The 16,897-nt window shown below is 69.8% G+C and carries 16 protein-coding genes and 2 pseudogenes; 5 read left to right on the top strand and 13 right to left on the bottom strand.

Annotated elements, in window-relative coordinates; translation table 11 throughout:
* Nucleotides 1-25: 25 nt before the first annotated feature.
* The 5 genes from Q5696_RS16035 to sdhC form a co-directional block, all read right to left on the bottom strand.
* Nucleotides 26-1,363, bottom strand: a complete 1,338-nt coding sequence (locus Q5696_RS16035; protein ID WP_305092272.1) for a D-alanyl-D-alanine carboxypeptidase family protein — start codon at nt 1,361-1,363, stop codon at nt 26-28.
* 123 nt (nt 1,364-1,486) lie between these two features.
* Complete coding sequence (locus Q5696_RS16030) at nt 1,487-2,263, bottom strand: succinate dehydrogenase iron-sulfur subunit (RefSeq protein WP_305092271.1); 777 nt, start codon at nt 2,261-2,263, stop codon at nt 1,487-1,489.
* Nucleotides 2,263-4,014: a succinate dehydrogenase flavoprotein subunit gene (gene sdhA / locus Q5696_RS16025; RefSeq protein ID WP_305092270.1), complete on the bottom strand. Its 1,752-nt coding sequence runs from the start codon at nt 4,012-4,014 to the stop codon at nt 2,263-2,265. The genes Q5696_RS16030 and sdhA overlap by 1 nt, the downstream gene beginning before the upstream one ends.
* Nucleotides 4,015-4,029: 15 nt before the next feature.
* Nucleotides 4,030-4,473, bottom strand: a complete 444-nt coding sequence (locus Q5696_RS16020; protein WP_305092269.1) for a succinate dehydrogenase hydrophobic membrane anchor subunit — start codon at nt 4,471-4,473, stop codon at nt 4,030-4,032.
* 1 nt (nt 4,474) lies between these two features.
* The gene (gene sdhC / locus Q5696_RS16015) at nt 4,475-4,879 is read right to left on the bottom strand and encodes a succinate dehydrogenase, cytochrome b556 subunit (protein ID WP_305092268.1); all 405 of its coding nucleotides are present in this window, start codon (nt 4,877-4,879) and stop codon (nt 4,475-4,477) included.
* Nucleotides 4,880-5,390: 511 nt separating this feature from the next.
* On the opposite strand from sdhC, the gene Q5696_RS16010 reads away from it, so the two are divergent.
* Nucleotides 5,391-6,491: an adenosine deaminase gene (locus Q5696_RS16010; RefSeq protein WP_305092267.1), complete on the top strand. Its 1,101-nt coding sequence runs from the start codon at nt 5,391-5,393 to the stop codon at nt 6,489-6,491.
* Between the two features lie 27 nt (nt 6,492-6,518).
* Here the strand turns inward: Q5696_RS16010 and Q5696_RS16005 are convergent, their stop codons facing one another.
* The 5 genes from Q5696_RS16005 to Q5696_RS15985 are packed head-to-tail and all read right to left on the bottom strand — an operon-like array spanning nt 6,519 to nt 9,833.
* The gene (locus Q5696_RS16005; RefSeq protein ID WP_305092266.1) at nt 6,519-7,766 is read right to left on the bottom strand and encodes a SatS C-terminal domain-containing protein; all 1,248 of its coding nucleotides are present in this window, start codon (nt 7,764-7,766) and stop codon (nt 6,519-6,521) included.
* A 48-nt stretch (nt 7,767-7,814) separates the two neighbouring features.
* Complete coding sequence (locus Q5696_RS16000) at nt 7,815-8,120, bottom strand: YbaB/EbfC family nucleoid-associated protein (protein ID WP_305092265.1); 306 nt, start codon at nt 8,118-8,120, stop codon at nt 7,815-7,817.
* A complete protein-coding gene (locus Q5696_RS15995) occupies nt 8,117-8,479 on the bottom strand; it encodes a hypothetical protein (RefSeq protein WP_305092264.1) in 363 nt (120 codons plus the stop codon). Before Q5696_RS15995 ends, Q5696_RS16000 begins: the two co-directional genes overlap by 4 nt.
* Before the next feature lie 11 nt (nt 8,480-8,490).
* Nucleotides 8,491-9,522: a C40 family peptidase gene (locus tag Q5696_RS15990; protein WP_305092263.1), complete on the bottom strand. Its 1,032-nt coding sequence runs from the start codon at nt 9,520-9,522 to the stop codon at nt 8,491-8,493.
* Nucleotides 9,519-9,833, bottom strand: coding sequence for a type VII secretion target (locus Q5696_RS15985; RefSeq protein ID WP_305092259.1), 315 nt, complete (start codon nt 9,831-9,833; stop codon nt 9,519-9,521). Before Q5696_RS15985 ends, Q5696_RS15990 begins: the two co-directional genes overlap by 4 nt.
* A gap of 79 nt (nt 9,834-9,912) precedes the next feature.
* Between Q5696_RS15985 and upp the strand changes: the two genes are divergently transcribed.
* Nucleotides 9,913-10,536 carry a uracil phosphoribosyltransferase gene (upp, locus tag Q5696_RS15980; RefSeq protein WP_305092261.1) on the top strand — a complete coding sequence of 208 codons (624 nt, stop codon included), beginning with the start codon at nt 9,913-9,915 and terminating at the stop codon, nt 10,534-10,536.
* Between the two features lie 4 nt (nt 10,537-10,540).
* On the opposite strand, the gene Q5696_RS15975 is transcribed toward upp, so the two are convergent.
* A complete protein-coding gene (locus Q5696_RS15975) occupies nt 10,541-12,022 on the bottom strand; it encodes a phospho-sugar mutase (protein WP_305095332.1) in 1,482 nt (493 codons plus the stop codon).
* Entirely contained in the window at nt 12,022-12,807 is a 786-nt protein-coding gene (locus Q5696_RS15970; RefSeq protein ID WP_305092262.1) for a purine-nucleoside phosphorylase, read from the bottom strand. The genes Q5696_RS15975 and Q5696_RS15970 overlap by 1 nt, the downstream gene beginning before the upstream one ends.
* Before the next feature lie 53 nt (nt 12,808-12,860).
* Between Q5696_RS15970 and Q5696_RS15965 the strand changes: the two genes are divergently transcribed.
* Together Q5696_RS15965 and Q5696_RS15960 are read left to right on the top strand one after the other, a co-directional pair.
* A complete protein-coding gene (locus tag Q5696_RS15965; protein ID WP_305092258.1) occupies nt 12,861-13,571 on the top strand; it encodes an enoyl-CoA hydratase/isomerase family protein in 711 nt (236 codons plus the stop codon).
* Nucleotides 13,572-13,667: 96 nt separating this feature from the next.
* Nucleotides 13,668-14,779 (top strand): annotated as a pseudogene (locus Q5696_RS15960) (M20 family metallopeptidase).
* Here Q5696_RS15960 and Q5696_RS15955 read toward each other — a convergent pair.
* Nucleotides 14,776-15,251 (bottom strand): annotated as a pseudogene (locus Q5696_RS15955) (gamma-glutamylcyclotransferase). The pseudogenes Q5696_RS15960 and Q5696_RS15955 sit on opposite strands and share 4 nt — an antisense overlap.
* Before the next feature lie 192 nt (nt 15,252-15,443).
* Between Q5696_RS15955 and Q5696_RS15950 the strand changes: the two are divergent.
* A complete protein-coding gene (locus tag Q5696_RS15950) occupies nt 15,444-16,850 on the top strand; it encodes an NAD(P)H-quinone dehydrogenase (RefSeq protein WP_305092256.1) in 1,407 nt (468 codons plus the stop codon).
* The last annotated feature ends 47 nt before the right edge of the window (nt 16,851-16,897 follow it).

The raw sequence follows: 16,897 nt of genomic DNA, 5'->3' as shown, positions 1-16,897 counted from the left end.
GCGCCGCCGGTTCGGTGCCGTCTGCTCAGTGCCGTCGGCGGCGGCGACTCAGGGCCCGCGCCCACGCCAGCAGCCCCACCACCACACCGGTGCCGACGAGCCCGACCGCGACCCGGGCGGCGACCTCCTTGTTCGGCAGATCCGACCCGGACGCCAGATCCATCCCGCCGGGCCCGCTGGTGTCCGGTCCGGCGACCGCGACCGTCGACGGCGCCACCGCGGGTGGACCGTCGACGAGGGTGCCCACCGACGTCCCGGGAGGGAGGGCGTAGCCGTAGTCGAGGAGTCGCGCCACCTGCTCCCACGGCCGGATCGGCCGCACGTCGGCGGCCGTGAGCGTCACCGCGAGACGACGGCCGTCCCGTTCGGCGGCACCCACGAACGTCTGCCGGGCGTCGTCGGTGTAGCCGGTCTTGCCGCCGAGCGCGCCCGGATAGTTCGCCAGCAGCTGGTTGTCGTTGTAGATCGGGTACGGATCGACGGGCTTGTCGTCGGGAATCGCCGGATCGGCCGGATGCCCCGGGAACAGCACTTCGTGCGTCGAGATCAGCTGCCGGAAAACCGGGTTCGCCAGCGCAGCCCGGAAGAACAGCGCCAGATCGTAGGGCGACGTCGACATGCCCGGGCCGTCCAGACCCGACACGGACGCCGTCCGGGTGTCCAGCGCGCCCAGCGCCGCGGCCTTCGCGTTCATCTTGTCGATCGTGGCCTGCTCGCCGCCGAGCTGCTCCGCGAGTGCCTGCGCGGTGTCGTTGCCGGAGCGCAGCACGAGCCCCTGCATCAGTTGCAGATTGGTGTACGTGCCCCCGACGCCGAGCCCGGCGGAACTGCCTTCCATGTGGGCGGCGGTCGCGTCGGCGGTGACGGTGGTGTCCAGGTCCAGTTCGTCGAGCGCGACGAGCGCCAACAGCACCTTGATGGTGCTGGCCGGGCGGTAGCGGCCGTGCGGGTCCTTCGCGGCCAGCACCTCTCCGGTGTCGAGGTCGGAGACGGTCCAGCCGGTCGCCGAGATGTCGGCGGGCAGGGGAGGGGTGCCGGGGGCGGTGACGAGACCGCAGGCCCCGAGCGCGTCGCCGCCGACAGGGTCCGCCGGCACCGGGACGGGCGCGGGCGCGGTCTCACCGGGCCGCGGCACCTCCGACAGGTCGATCGCCGGTGGCGGCACCTCCCGGTGCGGGCACGCGTCGGTGTTCGGGGTGCTGAAAGGGGGAGTGGTGGTCGTGGTGCCCGCTGGTGGCGGCGGCTGTGCGGCCGCGGGAGGAGCAGTCGTGACGGTTGCGCAGAGGACGAGGGCGGAGGTCGCCATGGTGACGATTGCCGCGGGGAGGGTCCGCTGCCGCACCGGCTTCGGGAGTGCAGTCATAACGAGACCCCAGGATAGGCGCCGGATCGGGGCGCCCCCACCCCCTGAACGCATTTTGCGCACTTGACGCGGTTCCGATCGGGTCGGGACCGCGCCAAGTGCGCAAAACGGTGGTGCTGTGTGTCAGTTGCGGGCGAACAGCAGCGCGCGCTTGACTTCCTGGATCGCCTTCGTCACCTGGATGCCGCGGGGGCATGCGTCGGTGCAGTTGAAGGTGGTGCGGCAGCGCCACACGCCTTCCTTGTCGTTCAGGATGTCGAGACGCTCGGCGGCACCCTCGTCACGGCTGTCGAAGATGAAGCGGTGTGCGTTCACGATCGCGGCCGGGCCGAAGTAGCTGCCGTCGCTCCAGTACACCGGGCACGACGTGGTGCAGCATGCGCACAGGATGCACTTGGTGGTGTCGTCGAAACGGGCCCGGTCGGCCTGCGACTGGATCCGCTCACGCGTCGGCTCGTTGCCCGACGTGATCAGGAACGGCTTGACGGCACGGAACGCGTCGAAGAACGGCTCCATGTCGACGACCAGGTCCTTCTCCACCGGAAGACCCTTGATCGGCTCGATCGTGATGGTGACCGGCTGGCCGTTGGCCGGCAGCAGGTCCTTCATCAGGATCTTGCAGGCGAGACGGTTGACGCCGTTGACCCGCATCGCGTCCGAACCGCACACGCCGTGCGCACAGGACCGACGGAACGTCAGCGTGCCGTCCAGGTAGCCCTTCACGTACAGCAGCAGGTTCAGCAGACGGTCGGTCGGCAGCGCCGGGACCTGGAAGGAATCCCAGTGCGATCCCTGGCCGTCCTCCGGGTTCATCCGGGCGATCTTGAGGGTGACCATGACAGCGCCCTCGGGAACGGGCGGCAGCGCGGGTGCGTCCTTGTCCATGACAGGTGCGGACATCAGTACTTACGCTCCATCGGCTCGTAGCGGGTCTGGACAACCGGCTTGTAGTCCAGACGGATGTCGGAGATCAGGTCCGTGCCCACCTTGTACGCCATCGTGTGCTGCATGTACTCGGCGTCGTTGCGATCCGGGTAGTCCTCGCGGGCGTGGCCGCCGCGCGACTCCTTGCGGTTGAGCGCGCCGACGACGGTGACCTCGGCCATCTCGAGCAGGAAGCCCAGCTCGACGGCCTCGAGCAGGTCGCTGTTGTAGCGCTTGCCCTTGTCCTGCACGGAGACGTGGTTGTAGCGCTCCTTGAGGGCACGGATGTCCTTGAGCGCGTTGGTCAGGGTCTCCTCGGTGCGGAACACGGACGCGTTGTTGTCCATGGTCTGCTGCAGCTCGGTGCGGATGTCCGCGACCCGCTCGTGGCCGTGGTCGGAGAGCATCAGAGCCAGCCACTCCTCGACCATCTTGGCCGGGTTCTCGGGCAGAGGCACGAAGTCCGTCTTCTCGGCGTGCGCTGCGGCGGCGATGCCGGCGCGGCGACCGAAGACGTTGATGTCGAGCAGCGAGTTGGTGCCCAGACGGTTCGCGCCGTGCACCGAGACGCAGGCGCACTCGCCGGCGGCGTACAGGCCGGGAACGATGTCCTCGTTGTTCCGCAGCACCTCGCCCTCGACGTTGGTCGGGATGCCGCCCATCACGTAGTGGCAGGTGGGGTACACCGGGACGAGCTCGGTGACCGGGTCGACACCCAGGTAGGTGCGGGCGAACTCGGTGATGTCGGGGAGCTTCTCCTCGAGCACGTCCTCGCCGAGGTGGGTGACGTCGATGTAGACGTAGTCCTTGTTCGGACCGGCACCACGGCCTTCGAGCACCTCGAGCACCATCGAGCGGGCGACGATGTCGCGCGGCGCGAGGTCCTTGATGGTGGGGGCGTAGCGCTCCATGAAGCGCTCGCCGTCGACGTTGCGGAGAATGCCACCCTCGCCGCGGACGGCCTCCGAGATGAGGATGCCGAGGCCGGCGAGTCCCGTCGGATGGAACTGGTGGAACTCCATGTCCTCGAGCGGCAGGCCCTTGCGGAAGATGATGCCCATGCCGTCACCGGTGAGGGTGTGCGCGTTGGACGTCGTCTTGTACATGCGGCCCGAGCCGCCCGTGGCGAAGACGATCGACTTCGCGTGGAAGACGTGCAGTTCGCCGGTGGCGAGCTCGTAGGCGACGACGCCGGTGGCGACGGGCCCGTTCTCGGTCTCGGTCAGCGCGATGTCGAGCGCGTAGAACTCGTTGAAGAACTCGACGTCGTGCTTGACGCAGTTCTGGTACAGCGTCTGCAGAATCATGTGGCCGGTGCGGTCGGCGGCGTAGCAGGCGCGGCGAACCGGGGCCTTACCGTGATCGCGGGTGTGGCCGCCGAATCGACGCTGGTCGATCTTGCCCTCGGGCGTGCGGTTGAAGGGGAGACCCATCTTCTCGAGGTCGAGGACCGCGTCGATGGCTTCCTTGGCCATGATCTCGACGGCGTCCTGGTCGGCGAGGTAGTCGCCGCCCTTGACGGTGTCGAAGGTGTGCCACTCCCAGTTGTCTTCCTCGACGTTGGCGAGTGCCGCACACATGCCGCCCTGAGCTGCACCGGTGTGCGAGCGCGTCGGGTACAGCTTGGTCAGGACCGCGGTGCGAGCGCGGGGGCCGGCCTCGATGGCCGCGCGCATCCCGGCGCCACCGGCACCTACGATGACGACGTCATAACGATGTTCCTGCATGAAGGATCTGCTCCCCTAGCTCGCCGAGATGTTGGGGTCGAAGGTGAAGATGACGTAGGTACCCAGAGCCATGATCAGGATCATCGACACGACCAGGATCGTGTTGAGCCAGAACCGGGTGGAGTCCTTGCGCGAGTAGTCCGCGATCACCGTGCGCAGGCCGTTACCGCCGTGCAGCTGGGCGAGCCAGAGCATGGTCAGGTCCCACATCTGCCAGAACGGGCTGGACCAGCGACCCGCGACGAACGCGAAGTTGATGCGGTGCACGCCGTCGTCGAGCATCAGCATGATGAACAGATGGCCGAGGACCAGGATGATCAGGGCCAGGCCCGAGAAACGCATGAACAGCCATGCGTAGAGCTCGAAGTTGTTCTTGGCCTGGCGGCGCGGCGAGCGCGGCGCATCCAGGCTGGCCGGGCGATCGTACGTCTTGCCGAGAGTCTTGGCTTCCGTCGTCATGTCAGTGCCCCGCAAACATGTTGTAGAAGATGCGACCGGCGCCCGGGATCATGACCACGAACCAGACCGCGATGATCACCCAGAGCATCACGCGCTGGTACTGCGGGCCCTTCGACCAGAAGTCGACGAGCATCACGCGCAGGCCGTTGAGCGCGTGGTAGAGCACCATCGCGACCAGGGCGAGCTCCATGAGACCGACAAGGGGGTTCTTGTAGGTCTCGATGACTCGGTCGTACGTGTCCGGGTTGACGCGCACCAGCGCGGTGTCCAGGACGTGGACGAATAGGAAGAAGAATGTTGCGACGCCGGTGATCCGGTGTAGAACCCAGGACCACATGCCGGGGTCGCCCCGGTAAAGCGACCGGGTGCGCTCCTTCGCGGGAGCGGCTTCCGTCGTGCTGCTCATCGAGTGCTGTGCCTCCAACGTCTTTGGTGGGCGCGTCGAGCCTGCACACAGCTGTTCGGATTTACCGCAGCCCGGGCTCGACGAGGACCTGAACCGACTTCTGTGAACTCTAAACCCAACCGATTCCGGGAACTAATCTCCCGCGCGATTCGTACGCCCCCGAAATCTCTTGTTAGGTTTGCCTTCCCAAATTCCGAAGTGGTCGTCGCGTCGGCGCGCGGGGTGATCCGAAGGGTGGTGGGCGGATGGGGTCCTACGGCCCTGGAAAAGTGAAAGATGTTGCACGACAATGCCTGTCGTGACTCCCTGGGGGGCTTTCGGGTGCGCCGTGAGGGTGTCGGCCCGAAGGGTGGCGGTGTGACCTAGGCCGGTCACGGACATTCATGTGGCGAATGCAATGTGGAAAATGTCTCATACCACCCGTCGGCGACTGCTAAGTGTCTACTCGCCGGTAACTTTCGGAGTGTCGGAACGTCACGTGCCGGACGCCTCCGGTGACTAGGTTCGATCCATGACAGCACCGCTCGAACTCGAGTATCTCCGCCGGGCGCCGAAGGTCCTGCTGCACGACCACCTCGACGGTGGTCTGCGACCCGCAACCGTCGCCGAACTCGCCGCGGACTGCGGCTACACCGGGCTGCCCGCCGACGACGCCGACGACCTGGCCGCCTGGTTCCGGGCCGCCGCCGACAGCGGCTCGTCCGGGGGCTCGCTCGAGCGATACCTGGAGACCTTCGTCCACACCGTCGCGGTCATGCAGACCCCGGAGGGGCTGCGGCGCGTCGCCCGCGAATGCGCCGAGGACCTGGCCGCCGACGGCGTCGTGTACGCCGAGGTCCGGTTCGCACCCGAACAGCACCTCGAACGGGGCCTCGGCCTCGACGACGTCGTCACGCACGTGCTCGAGGGATTCCGGGAAGGAACGGACGCGGCCCGTGACGCCGGCCGCGAGCTGCGGATCGGCTGCCTGCTCACCGCGATGCGGCACGCAGCCCGGTCCCGGGAGATCGCCGAGCTCGCCGTCCGGTTCCGGGACCGCGGGGTGGTGGGCTTCGACATCGCCGGCGCCGAGGCGGGGCACCCGCCGAGCCGGCATCTCGACGCGTTCGAGTACATGCGCAGCCACACCGCGCACTTCACGATCCATGCAGGTGAGGCGTTCGGGCTGCCGTCCATCCACGAAGCCATCGCGTTCTGCGGCACCGACCGGCTCGGTCACGGGGTACGCATCACCGACGACATCACCGTCGCCGACGACGGCACCGCCACGCTGGGCCGACTTGCGAACTATGTGCGGGACAAGAGGATTCCTCTGGAACTGTGCCCCAGTTCGAACGTGCAGACCGGGGCGGTCCCGAGCCTCGCCGAGCATCCGTTCGACCTCTTGGCGCGATTGCGGTTCCGTGTCACCGTCAACACCGACAACCGGTTGATGAGCGACACCACGATGAGCCGCGAGATGCTGGCCCTCGTCGACACGTTCGGGTACGGCTGGAGCGACCTGGAACGGTTCACCATCAATGCGATGAAGTCGGCGTTCCTCCCGTTCGATCAGCGTCTCGCGCTGATCGACGACGTCGTCAAACCCGGTTACGCCGTCCTGATCGGCTGACGGTCCGGGGCGCTGTTCGGGCCGGCACTACTCGGGCCGCAGCCGCGTCTCGAACTCCTGCTCGAGTGTGCGCCACGCCGCCGCCTCCGCGTCGAACGGCGGGTTCGGGGTCATCCGGCCGGGCGTGGGCTCGAGAATGTACGAGACGTACCAGCCGAGCGGTGTCGACGGCGCGAGGGCGGCGTCGGTGGCGTCGTCCTTCGCGAAGTCCGCTGCATCGGTGAACAACTCGACGGCCAGCTCCAGCTGGTCGGCATCGACCGAGTCCGGACCGGTCGCGAGATCGTCGGCCAGGCCGGGCAGCACGTAGACGTTCTCGTCGGTGACCGTGACCTCGAGGGACCCGTCGACCGCCGCGTTCCGAACCGTCTCGTAGGTGCTGACCCGCGCCAGATCGTGGTCGTGCCGGTCGGCGAGGTAGCGGGCGAGAGCACGCTCGGATGCGAAGACCGCGATCCGTCCGCCACTGCCGAGGAACACCGCATGGTCGTCGAGGTAGCAGCGCAGCGTGAACAGGGTCGTCTCGGCGGTGACGATCTTGACGGGGTCGATACCGACACCGGTCCAGAAGGTCTCCTCCTCGCCGTCCTCGTCCTCGTCCTCGTTGTCGGAGTCGGAGTCGTACTCGTCGTAGTCGTCGGTGTCCGCGTCGTCGTCGGCGTCGACGACGTTCTCCTGCGCGGCCAGGATCTCGGCCTCGGCGCCCGCGAGCGCGTCCGCGTCGACGGCAGGAGAGGTGACGATCGCGTCGAGCGCGTCGACGACCGCATCCCAGTCCTCGGCGACCGCGATACCGATGCGGTCCCACAGCTTCTCGCCGTCCCGCCCGGTGAACTGGTCGGCCCCGAACCGCAGGTGCCCGAGCTCCGGATGGTTCTCGAAGAACTTCACCACCGGATCCAGGTCGCAGACCTCACCGACGTTGCGCACCATCGTGAGGGTCGCGTCGAGTTCGGCCACGGTGAGTGCCTCAGGGTCGCCGGCCACGAGGTCGGGGACCCCGACCAGGTCGAAGCAGTGGTCGTCCTCGGGTTCGAGTTCGGGGGCGGCGAGCTTCGAGAACGTCGGCCACGCCGGATGTTCGACGAGGTCGTTGTCGTCGTTCGTGCGGATGAATGCCGCGAGCGCGGCAACCGAGTCGAACCCGTAGAGGTCGTCCTCGTGGCCGAGGAAGGCCTCCCATTCGTCGTCGCCTTCACGCCACCTGGGAGCCCACAACGTGACGAGGTCGCCTCGGGTCACGCCGAGTTCGATCGGGACGATGTCTCCAGCCATGGCGGGAAGCCTAGCCACGTCGCGGCCAAAGATATAGCCGGACATCGGTCATCGATCTTCCGCCGGCTCGGACAGCATCCCGACGATGCGCGCGTGCTCGCCGGCCGCTGCGGCCGCGGCCCGGTGTGCGGCGTCGACGATCGTCTGCTCGAGAGCGCGGGCGTCGACGTCGTGCAGCGACTCGGCGAGCCACAGGTCGGTGACGCGCCCGTCGCCGTCGACCTCGATCCGGACGCGGCCGTCGAGGCCCACGGCGTCGGCCCGGATCGCGGCCAGCGCGGTCAGTGTGCCGCCGAACACCTCCGCCCGCGCCCGCACCCGGGCGACGAGGGCGTCCATCTCGTGGCCGCTCATGCCGGACGCATCCAGCTCGCGGGGCCACCGGAATTCTCGGGGGCCTGCGCGGCGACCGCCTCCTCCGCGGCGGCGACGTCGTCGCGGGTCGGCAGGCCGAGCCGGTCGAGAAGGTCGGGTGCGACACCGTCGCGGGCCAGCTGCTCGCGCCGCTGCATGCCGGCGTCACGCCCGGCCGACCGGCACAGGTCGAGGATCTGCCGGGCGAGTTCCTCGCCGCCGTAGCGCAGTTCACGACGGTCGATGCGCAGGCCGACGGGCAGCCCGGTCTCGGTGGCGCGGACCGTGACGGTGCCGGCGCGGTTGGTCGCGACGGCAGTGGGCGGGGGAGGTGCGGATGCTGTGCTTTCGCTGGTCATGGTTCTCCGGGTCAGGCGTTGGTGGGCCGGTAGAAGCCGTGGAAGCCCATACCGACGTTGTCGGTGCGGATCGCGCTGACCGCGACGGGATCGCCGGCCTCGATCATCTGGCCGTTACCGATCACCATCGCGACGTGCCCGTCCCACACCGCGAGGTCACCGGGCATCAGATCGGACTGGTTCACGGGGGTGCCGACGCTCTGTTCCTGCGCGAGCCGCGGCAGGTCGACGCCCGCCTCTCCGTACGCCCACTGCGTCAGGCCGCTGCAGTCCAGGCCCTGCCCGGGTGAGGTGCCACCCCACTGGTACGGCACGCCCTGCTGGGTGAGTGCGTTGCGGACGGCGTCGGCCGCTTCCTGGTTGGGGGCGACGACGGTACTGCCGTCGGGCAGCTGGATCTCGACGCCGCCGGCACTGCCGGTGCCCAGCGACCCGGTACCGGCCGATCCGGTGTCCAGCGACGCGGTCTCGGCCCCACCGAACGAGCCGGTGCCGGGTGAACCGGTCAGGAACGACGCGTCGACCGTCCGGGGCGGCGCGGGGGCCGGGTCGGGTGCGGTGAGTTCGGCCAGGGCCGCGGTGTGCCCGGACAGTTCGCTGCGCACCCGTTCGACGACGGTCAGGGCCCGCTGCAGATGGTCGAGCGCGGACGCGATCAGCGCAGTCGGTCCGCCGGGCGTGGCCAGCAGCGGCAGCGCCGACGCCGCCTGCGCCAGGAAGGAGTCGAGGATCGCCTGCAGTTCGACGGTGCCCGTGCGGACCGTCTCCGACGCGGCGTCGACGACCCCGGCGATCTCCCGGCCCTGATCCGACAGCACCACCGTCGACGCCTGCGTGGCCTGCACCTTGTCGACGGCCGCGTCGGCGGCGACCCCGGACCAGGCCCGGTCGAGTTCGCCGAGGGCGGTGCGCCCGGCCAGGTAGGCCGCGTCGAGGGTGTCCGATGCGACGCGCAGCGCGTCCGCCGGTGATCCGGCGGGCAGGACCCCGGTGCCGAAGGCCCCCAGCAGGTCGGCGACCGGGCGGGCGAGAACGTCGATCACAGCGCCGCCCCCGCATCGAGACCGGACGCGGTATAGGCGTCGGTGGCGTCGTACGCGGCCGCCGTCGTCGCTGCGGCGTCACCCATCGCCGACCACGTGCCGGCGAGCCGTCCGAGTTCGGCCGAATGGGCGCCGCGGGCCCGTTCGAACGCGGCCACGAAATCGCCGCCGATCAATCCGAACACGGGCCCGAGCAGGCCGGTGCCGTTCGCCGAGATCCCCGAGCCGGCGGTCCCGACCCGGCCGGCGAGACCCGCCGCGGTCGTCCCGAAAGCGGCGATCCCGGATGTCGTTGCAGAGAACTCACTCATCGCATCCCCCATCGATACTGGTTCGTCGACGGGTTGGACGCAGTAGAGACCGTTTCGGTTCCCACTATCCTCGACAGTCATGGAAACGCAGGTGGTGGACCACCCTCTGGCCGCAGCCCTACTGACCCGGATGCGCGACGAACGCAGCGACAACGCGACGTTCCGGTCCGCGCTGCGGCAGCTCACCCAGATGCTGATCTACGAGGCGACCCGCACCGCCCCGATCGAGACGTTCGAGGTCACGACCCCGGTCACGGTCACGACGGGGGTGCGGCTGGCGCATCCGCCGCTGCTGGTGCCGGTGCTGCGGGCCGGTCTCGGCATGATCGAGCAGGCCAGCTCGCTGATTCCGCAGTCGCAGGTCGGGTTCGTCGGTATGGGCCGGGACGAGCAGACGCATCAGCCGGTGCCGTACCTCGAGTCGCTGCCCGCGGACCTGTCCGGGCGGCCCGTGTTCGTTCTCGATCCGATGCTCGCGACGGGCGGCTCGATGGTCCACACGATCGACCTGCTCGTCGCGCGCGGCGCCACCGACGTCACCGCGGTGTGTGTCGTCGCGGCCCCGCAGGGCGTTGCCGCGCTCGAGGCGTCCGGGCATCCGGTGCGGCTGATCACCGCGACCGTCGACGAGGGCCTCGACGAGAACGCGTTCATCGTGCCCGGTCTCGGTGACGCCGGGGACCGGCAGTTCGGCCCGCGCTGAGTCGTTACGCGATCGTCTCCTCGAGAGTTCGCCGCAGCCGGGCGGTGCGCTCCCGGGCGGTGCTGCGGGCCGCCGGCACGTCGTCGCGGCCGCGCACCGGTTCGACGACCTCGATGTAGCACTTGAGTTTCGGCTCGGTACCCGACGGGCGCACCGTGACGTGCACGCCGTCGCCGTCGAACACGACGGCGTCGGTGCGCAGCGGCCCGCGGGCGTCGGCGAGGTCGGTGAACGCCACTGCCGTGCCGTCGAGTTCGGTCGGCGGCCGGGTGCGCAGCCGCGCCAGGACGCGGTCCGCGTCGGCGACGGTGTCGAACCGGCGCGACACCTGACCGGTGACGTGCATCCCGAACTCGGCGGCGAGATCGTCGAGCGCATCGGACAGCGTCCGGCCCTGTCCGGCCAGATCGGCGGCGAGATCGGCCACCAGCACGGCCGCCGAGATACCGTCCTTGTCCCGCACGGTGTCCGGGTCGACGCAGTGCCCGATCGCCTCCTCGTACGCGTAGACGAGGCCGGCCCCGGCGCGGACGAGCCATTTGAATCCGGTGAGGGTGCGCGTGGACCGGAACCCGCGGGCGTCGGCGATCCTGCCGAGCAGCGTCGACGACACGATCGTCGTGGCGACCAGGGCCCCGGCGGGGGCCTGCGAGAGGATGCGGTCGCCGAGTAGGGCGCCGGTCTCGTCGCCGGTGAGCATCCGCCACCCGTCCGGGCCGGGCACCCCGACGGCGCAACGGTCGGCGTCCGGGTCGAGAGCGATCGCGAGGTCGGCGTCGACGGCTGCGGCGAGCGCGAGCAGTTCGTCGGTGGCCCCGGGTTCCTCGGGGTTCGGGAACGCGACCGTCGGGAAGTCGGGGTTGGGGGTGAATTGTGTTGCCACGGTGTGGATGTCGGTGAATCCCGCGGCGTGCAGGGCAGTCACCGCGGTCTCGCCGCCCACACCGTGCAGGGGAGTGAGGGCGATCCGGACGTCGCGGCGGTCACCGAACGGCAACGACGAGACCCGGTCCAGGTACGCGGTGACGAGGGCGTCGTCGGCAGGGTGCACCGGGGCACGCCGGATCTGTGAGACGCGGCCGATCGCATCCTCGATCTCCCGGTCGGCCGGGGCCGCGAGTGGCGACCCGCCGTGCACGTACACCTTGTAGCCGTTGTCGGCGGGCGGATTGTGTGACGCCGTGATCTGCACGCCCGCAACCGCGTCCAGATACCGGACGGCGAACGCGAGCACCGGTGTCGGCAGCGGGCGCGGCAGCAGCCGCACGTCGAAACCCTCGGCCGCCAGGACCTCCGCGGCGGCGCGGGCGAACTCCTCCGACCCGTGTCGGGTGTCGCGGCCCACGACCACCACGCCGCCACCGAGGCAGCGGCCACGCAGCCACGCCGCCAGGCCCGCCGTCGCGGCTTCGACGACGCCGACGTTCATGCAGTCGGGGCCGTCGCCGACCGGGCCGCGCAGCCCCGCCGTCCCGAACCGGAGCATCACAGGCGCGCCAGCAGGTCGCGCAACAGGACGCCCATCCGGGCCGCCGACGCCTGTCCCGCAGCCAGCACCTCGGCATGGTCGAGGTGCTCGCCGGTGATGCCGGCGGCGAGGTTCGTCACGAGCGACACCCCGAGAACGTCGGCGCCCAGGGCGCGGGCCGCGATCGTCTCGTGCACCGTCGACATGCCCACCAGATCGGCGCCGAGCGTCGCGAGCATCCGGATCTCGGCGGGTGTCTCGTAGTGCGGGCCGGGAAGTCCCGCGTACACCCCCTCGTCGAGTGTCGGATCGATCTCGCGGGCCAGGGCCCGCAGCCGGGGGTTGTAGGCGTCGACCAGATCGACGAACTGGGCGCCGACCAGGGGCGAGCGGGCCGTGAGGTTGAGATGGTCGCCGATGAGTACCGGTTGGCCCACCTGCAGTCCGGGCCGGATGCCGCCGGCCGCGTTGGTGAGGATCACGGTGCGGGCGCCGGCGGTGATCGCGGTCCGCACCGGATGCACGACGCGGGCGAGGTCGTGTCCCTCGTACGCATGGGTGCGGCCGAGCAGGACCAGGACCGGGAGATCGCCGACCCGCACCGACAGCACCGTTCCGGCGTGCCCGGCCGCGGACGGCGGCGCGAACCCGGGCAGGTCGGTCATCGGCACGGTCGCGACGGGAACACCGAGCGCGTCGGCGGCGGCCCGCCACCCGGATCCCAGTACGACGGCCGCCGCGTGCTGCGCGACGCCGGTGCGCTCGGCGAGGACGTCGGCGGCCTGCTGTTCGAGTGTGCCCATGAAGCGACACAGTAGCGGCGACACGCGATATTACTCGTGGGTAGTATCGCGTCATGCCATACCTCAAGCGCGACGGCGACGTCTTCGTCCTGTACCTCGGCACCGAGGGTGAGACGGACAACGAGAATCGGTTCCACCCCGACTGGATCGACGCGACACATGCGTTGCTCGACGAGGTCGAGGCCCACGAGGGTCCGGCGGCCCTCGTCACGACGGCGACCGGCAAGTTCTACACCAACGGACTCGACACCGACTGGGTGTTCGGGCATCTCGCCGAGCTGCCCGGCTACCTCGACCGGGTGCACACGATCTATTCGCGGCTGCTGGCGTTCCCCATGGCGACCGTCGCCGCGGTGCAGGGGCACGCCTTCGGTGCGGGGGCGATGCTCGCGCTCGCCCACGACTTCCGGGTCATGCGCGGCGACCGCGGCTACTTCTGCCTGCCCGAGGTCACCCTGAACATGCCGTTCACGGTGGGCATGTCCGGGCTGCTCGCGGCCCGGCTGCCCCGGCAGACGGCGGTCGAGGCGATGACGACGGGACGACGCTACGGCGGCGGCGACGCCTGCACGGCCGGCATCGTCGACGCCACCGTCGACGCGGACACGGACGGGGGCTCGGTTCTCGCCGCGGCCGTGGCGCGGGCGTCGGCCCTGGTGTCGACGCACGGCGCGAACCTCGCCGGGATCAAGCGGGGACTGCACCGGGACGCGCTCGAGGCTCTCGCCGTCACGACCGACAGCAGCAATTTCACGTTCGGTTGACCGGGGCGCGGGCTCCGGGAGTGACAGACTGGGTCCGGGTGAGGAGGTGACGTGCCGGTGAACGAAGGCGTCGAAGCGTGGCTGGCCGAGCACACGATGGATCTGTCGCGGTGGCGGCGGCACTTCCACGCCAACCCGGAGCTGGCGCGCCGCGAGTTCGCGACCACCAGTTTCGTTGCCGCCCAGCTGTCGGCGGCCGGGATGTCGCCGTTGCTGCTGCCCGGCGGCACCGGCATCGTCTGCGACATCGGCCCCGGCGGATGCGGGTGGCGTTGCGCGGCGACATGGACGCGCTGCCGTTGCAGGAGGCGACCGGCGCGCCGTATGCGTCGACGGTGCCCGGGGTGGCGCACGCGTGCGGGCACGACGCCCACACCGCGATTCTGCTCGGCACCGCTTTGGTCCTGAACTCGTTGCCGCAGTTGCCGATCGGAGTGCGGTTCATCTTCCAGCCGGCGGAAGAGGTGATGCCCGGTGGGGCGCTCGACGTCGTCGCCGCCGGAGGCATGCAGGGGGTGTCGCGGATCTTCGCGCTGCACTGCGACCCCCGACTCGAGGCCGGTCGTGTCGGGGTGCGGGTGGGGGCGATCACGTCGGCCGCGGACACCGTCGAACTCGTCCTCGACTCACCCGGCGGGCACACGTCCCGGCCGCACCTGACGACGGATCTGGTGTACGCGATCGGCACCGTCATCACCGGGCTCCCGGGCATGCTCAGCCGGCGTATCGATCCGCGCAGCGGCACCGTCATGGTGTGGGGGGCGGTCAGTGCCGGGCAGGCGCCCAACGCGATCCCGCGCAGCGGCCTGCTCACCGGGACCGTCCGGACCGGCGACCACGCCACCTGGGAACTGCTCGAACCGATCGTCCGGGAGATCGTGCACGGACTGCTCGCACCCACCGGGGTGCGCTACGAACTCGACTACCGGCGCGGAGTCCCGCCCGTCGTCAACGACGAGGTGTCCGCACGGATGTTCGAGGACGCGGTCCGGCCGATCGGGCCCGACGCGCTCGCCGACACTCCACAGTCCGGTGGCGGCGAGGACTTCTCGTGGTATCTCGAGGAGGCGCCGGGGGCGATGGCACGCCTCGGCGTGTGGTCCGGGCACGGCCCGCAACTGGACATCCACCAGCCGACGTTCGACCTCGACGAGCGGGCCCTCGCGACCGGGGTGCGGGTACTGACGAATCTGGTGCTGCAGGTCTAGATTCCGGGGGTGCCGGGGCCCACGTTGCGGCTGTTGCGGGTCCGCAGGCCGCGCACGTAGTCGGCGGGCGCACCGGCGATCTCGGCGGCCTCCGCGATCACCCCGAGGTAGCGGGCGGACGGCAGCCCACCCTCGTAGGCGTCGAGGACGTACAGCCAGGCCAGGGTGGGGCCGTCCGTGGTCTCGACCCGCAACCGGATCTTGCGGTGCAGGCCCAGTTCGGACCCCTCCCAGCGGTCCAGCCGCTGTTCGTCCTCCGCGGGCACGTCGTAGAGCACGACGAACACACCCGTGTCCGGGTTCTCCGGGTCCTCGACGACGGTCGCGAGCGCGCCCTCCCAGCCGATGTCGTCGCCGCTGAACGTGAGCCGCCAGCCCGGCAGCCAGCCCGTGCCCGCCATGGGGGAGTGCGGGCAGCGTTCGAGCATCTGTTCCGGTGCATGTTGGACCCGTACGCGGCATAGATCGGCACGGCGGCAAGCCTAATCCGTACACCGCGCATGCGGGTAACGGACAGGTGTCGCGACCGCCCGTCCCCGGTGGCGTTCCCGGCGCGCGAATAGCACCCGTGCGACCCCCGTCGCCTGCGTGTTCCCGGTCACTGGAATAGCGTTGTACCGGGTGTGGCCGGAGATCCCGGCCCCGCGGCGACCTTGGAGGACGAATGACCCGGATCGTGATCATCGGCGGCGGACCCGCCGGCTACGAGGCGGCGCTGGTGGCGGCGCAGCATCAGGCTTCGGTGACCCTGGTCGATTCCGACGGCGTCGGTGGCGCGTGCGTGCTGTTCGACTGCGTGCCGTCCAAGACGTTCATCGCGTCCACCGGTATCCGCACCGACATGCGCCGCGCCACCGATCTCGGTATCGCTCTCGACCCGTCCAGTGCCACCATCTCCCTGCCGCAGATCAACACGCGTGTGAAGAACCTCGCGCAGGCCCAGTCCGCGGACATCCGGGCACGCCTGCAGAGCGTCGGCGTCCAACTGCTGTCCGGTACCGCCGAACTGATCGACTCGCAGATCGGTATGGCGTCGCACCAGGTGCGTGCCACCCTGCACAGCGGTGAGGAGAAGGTGCTCGACGCCGACGTCGTCCTCATCGCCACCGGCGCCAGCCCGCGTGTCCTGCCCGGAGCCGTCCCGGACGGGGAACGCATCCTCACGTGGCGGCACCTGTACGACCTCGAGGAGCTGCCCGAGCATCTCGTGGTCGTCGGTTCCGGTGTCACGGGTGCCGAGTTCGTGTCCGCCTACACCGAGATGGGCGTCAAGGTGACGTTGGTGTCGAGCCGCGACCGGATGATGCCGCACGAGGACGCCGACGCAGCCCTCGTCCTCGAGGACGTGCTCACCGAACGTGGCGTCACGCTCGTCAAGCATGCGCGGGCCGACGCCGTCGAACGCACCGCGGACGGGGGTGTCCTGGTCAAGCTGTCGGACGGGCGCACCGTCACCGGAAGTCACGCGCTGATGGCCGTCGGCTCCACCCCGAACACCGGCAGTCTCGGCCTCGAGAAGGTCGGCATCGAACTCGACCAGGGTGGCTACCTGCGGGTCGACCGGGTCTCGCGCACCACGGTGTCCGGGATCTACGCGGCCGGTGACTGCACGGGGCTGCTGCCGTTGGCGTCGGTGGCGGCGATGCAGGGCCGTATCGCGATGTACCACGCGCTCGGTGAGGGTGTGAGCCCGATCAAGCTCAAGACGGTCGCGTCGGCGGTGTTCACCCGCCCGGAGATCGCGAACGTCGGTGTCAGTCAGGCGGCGATCGACAGCGGTGAGGTCCCGGCCCGCACCGTGATGCTGCCGCTCAACACCAACCCGCGCGCCAAGATGTCCGGCCTGCGTCGCGGCTTCGTGAAGATCTTCTGCCGCCCGGCCACCGGTGTCGTCATCGGTGGTGTCGTGGTGGCGGCGACGGCGTCCGAGCTGATCCTGCCCATCGCGATCGCGGTGCAGAACAACCTCACCGTCAACGATCTGGCACAGACGTTCTCGGTGTACCCGTCGCTGTCGGGGTCGATCACCGAGGCGTCGCGTCAGCTGATGCGGCACGACGACCTGGACTGACGATTCCTGAAATGTGAGACGGGCATTTCACTTGCTGGACGCGATTG

This window comes from Prescottella sp. R16 (assembly GCF_030656875.1).
Lineage (GTDB): Bacteria > Actinomycetota > Actinomycetes > Mycobacteriales > Mycobacteriaceae > Prescottella.
Note: the sequence above shows the minus strand (reverse complement) of the source record. Positions and strands in the feature narration are given on the sequence as shown.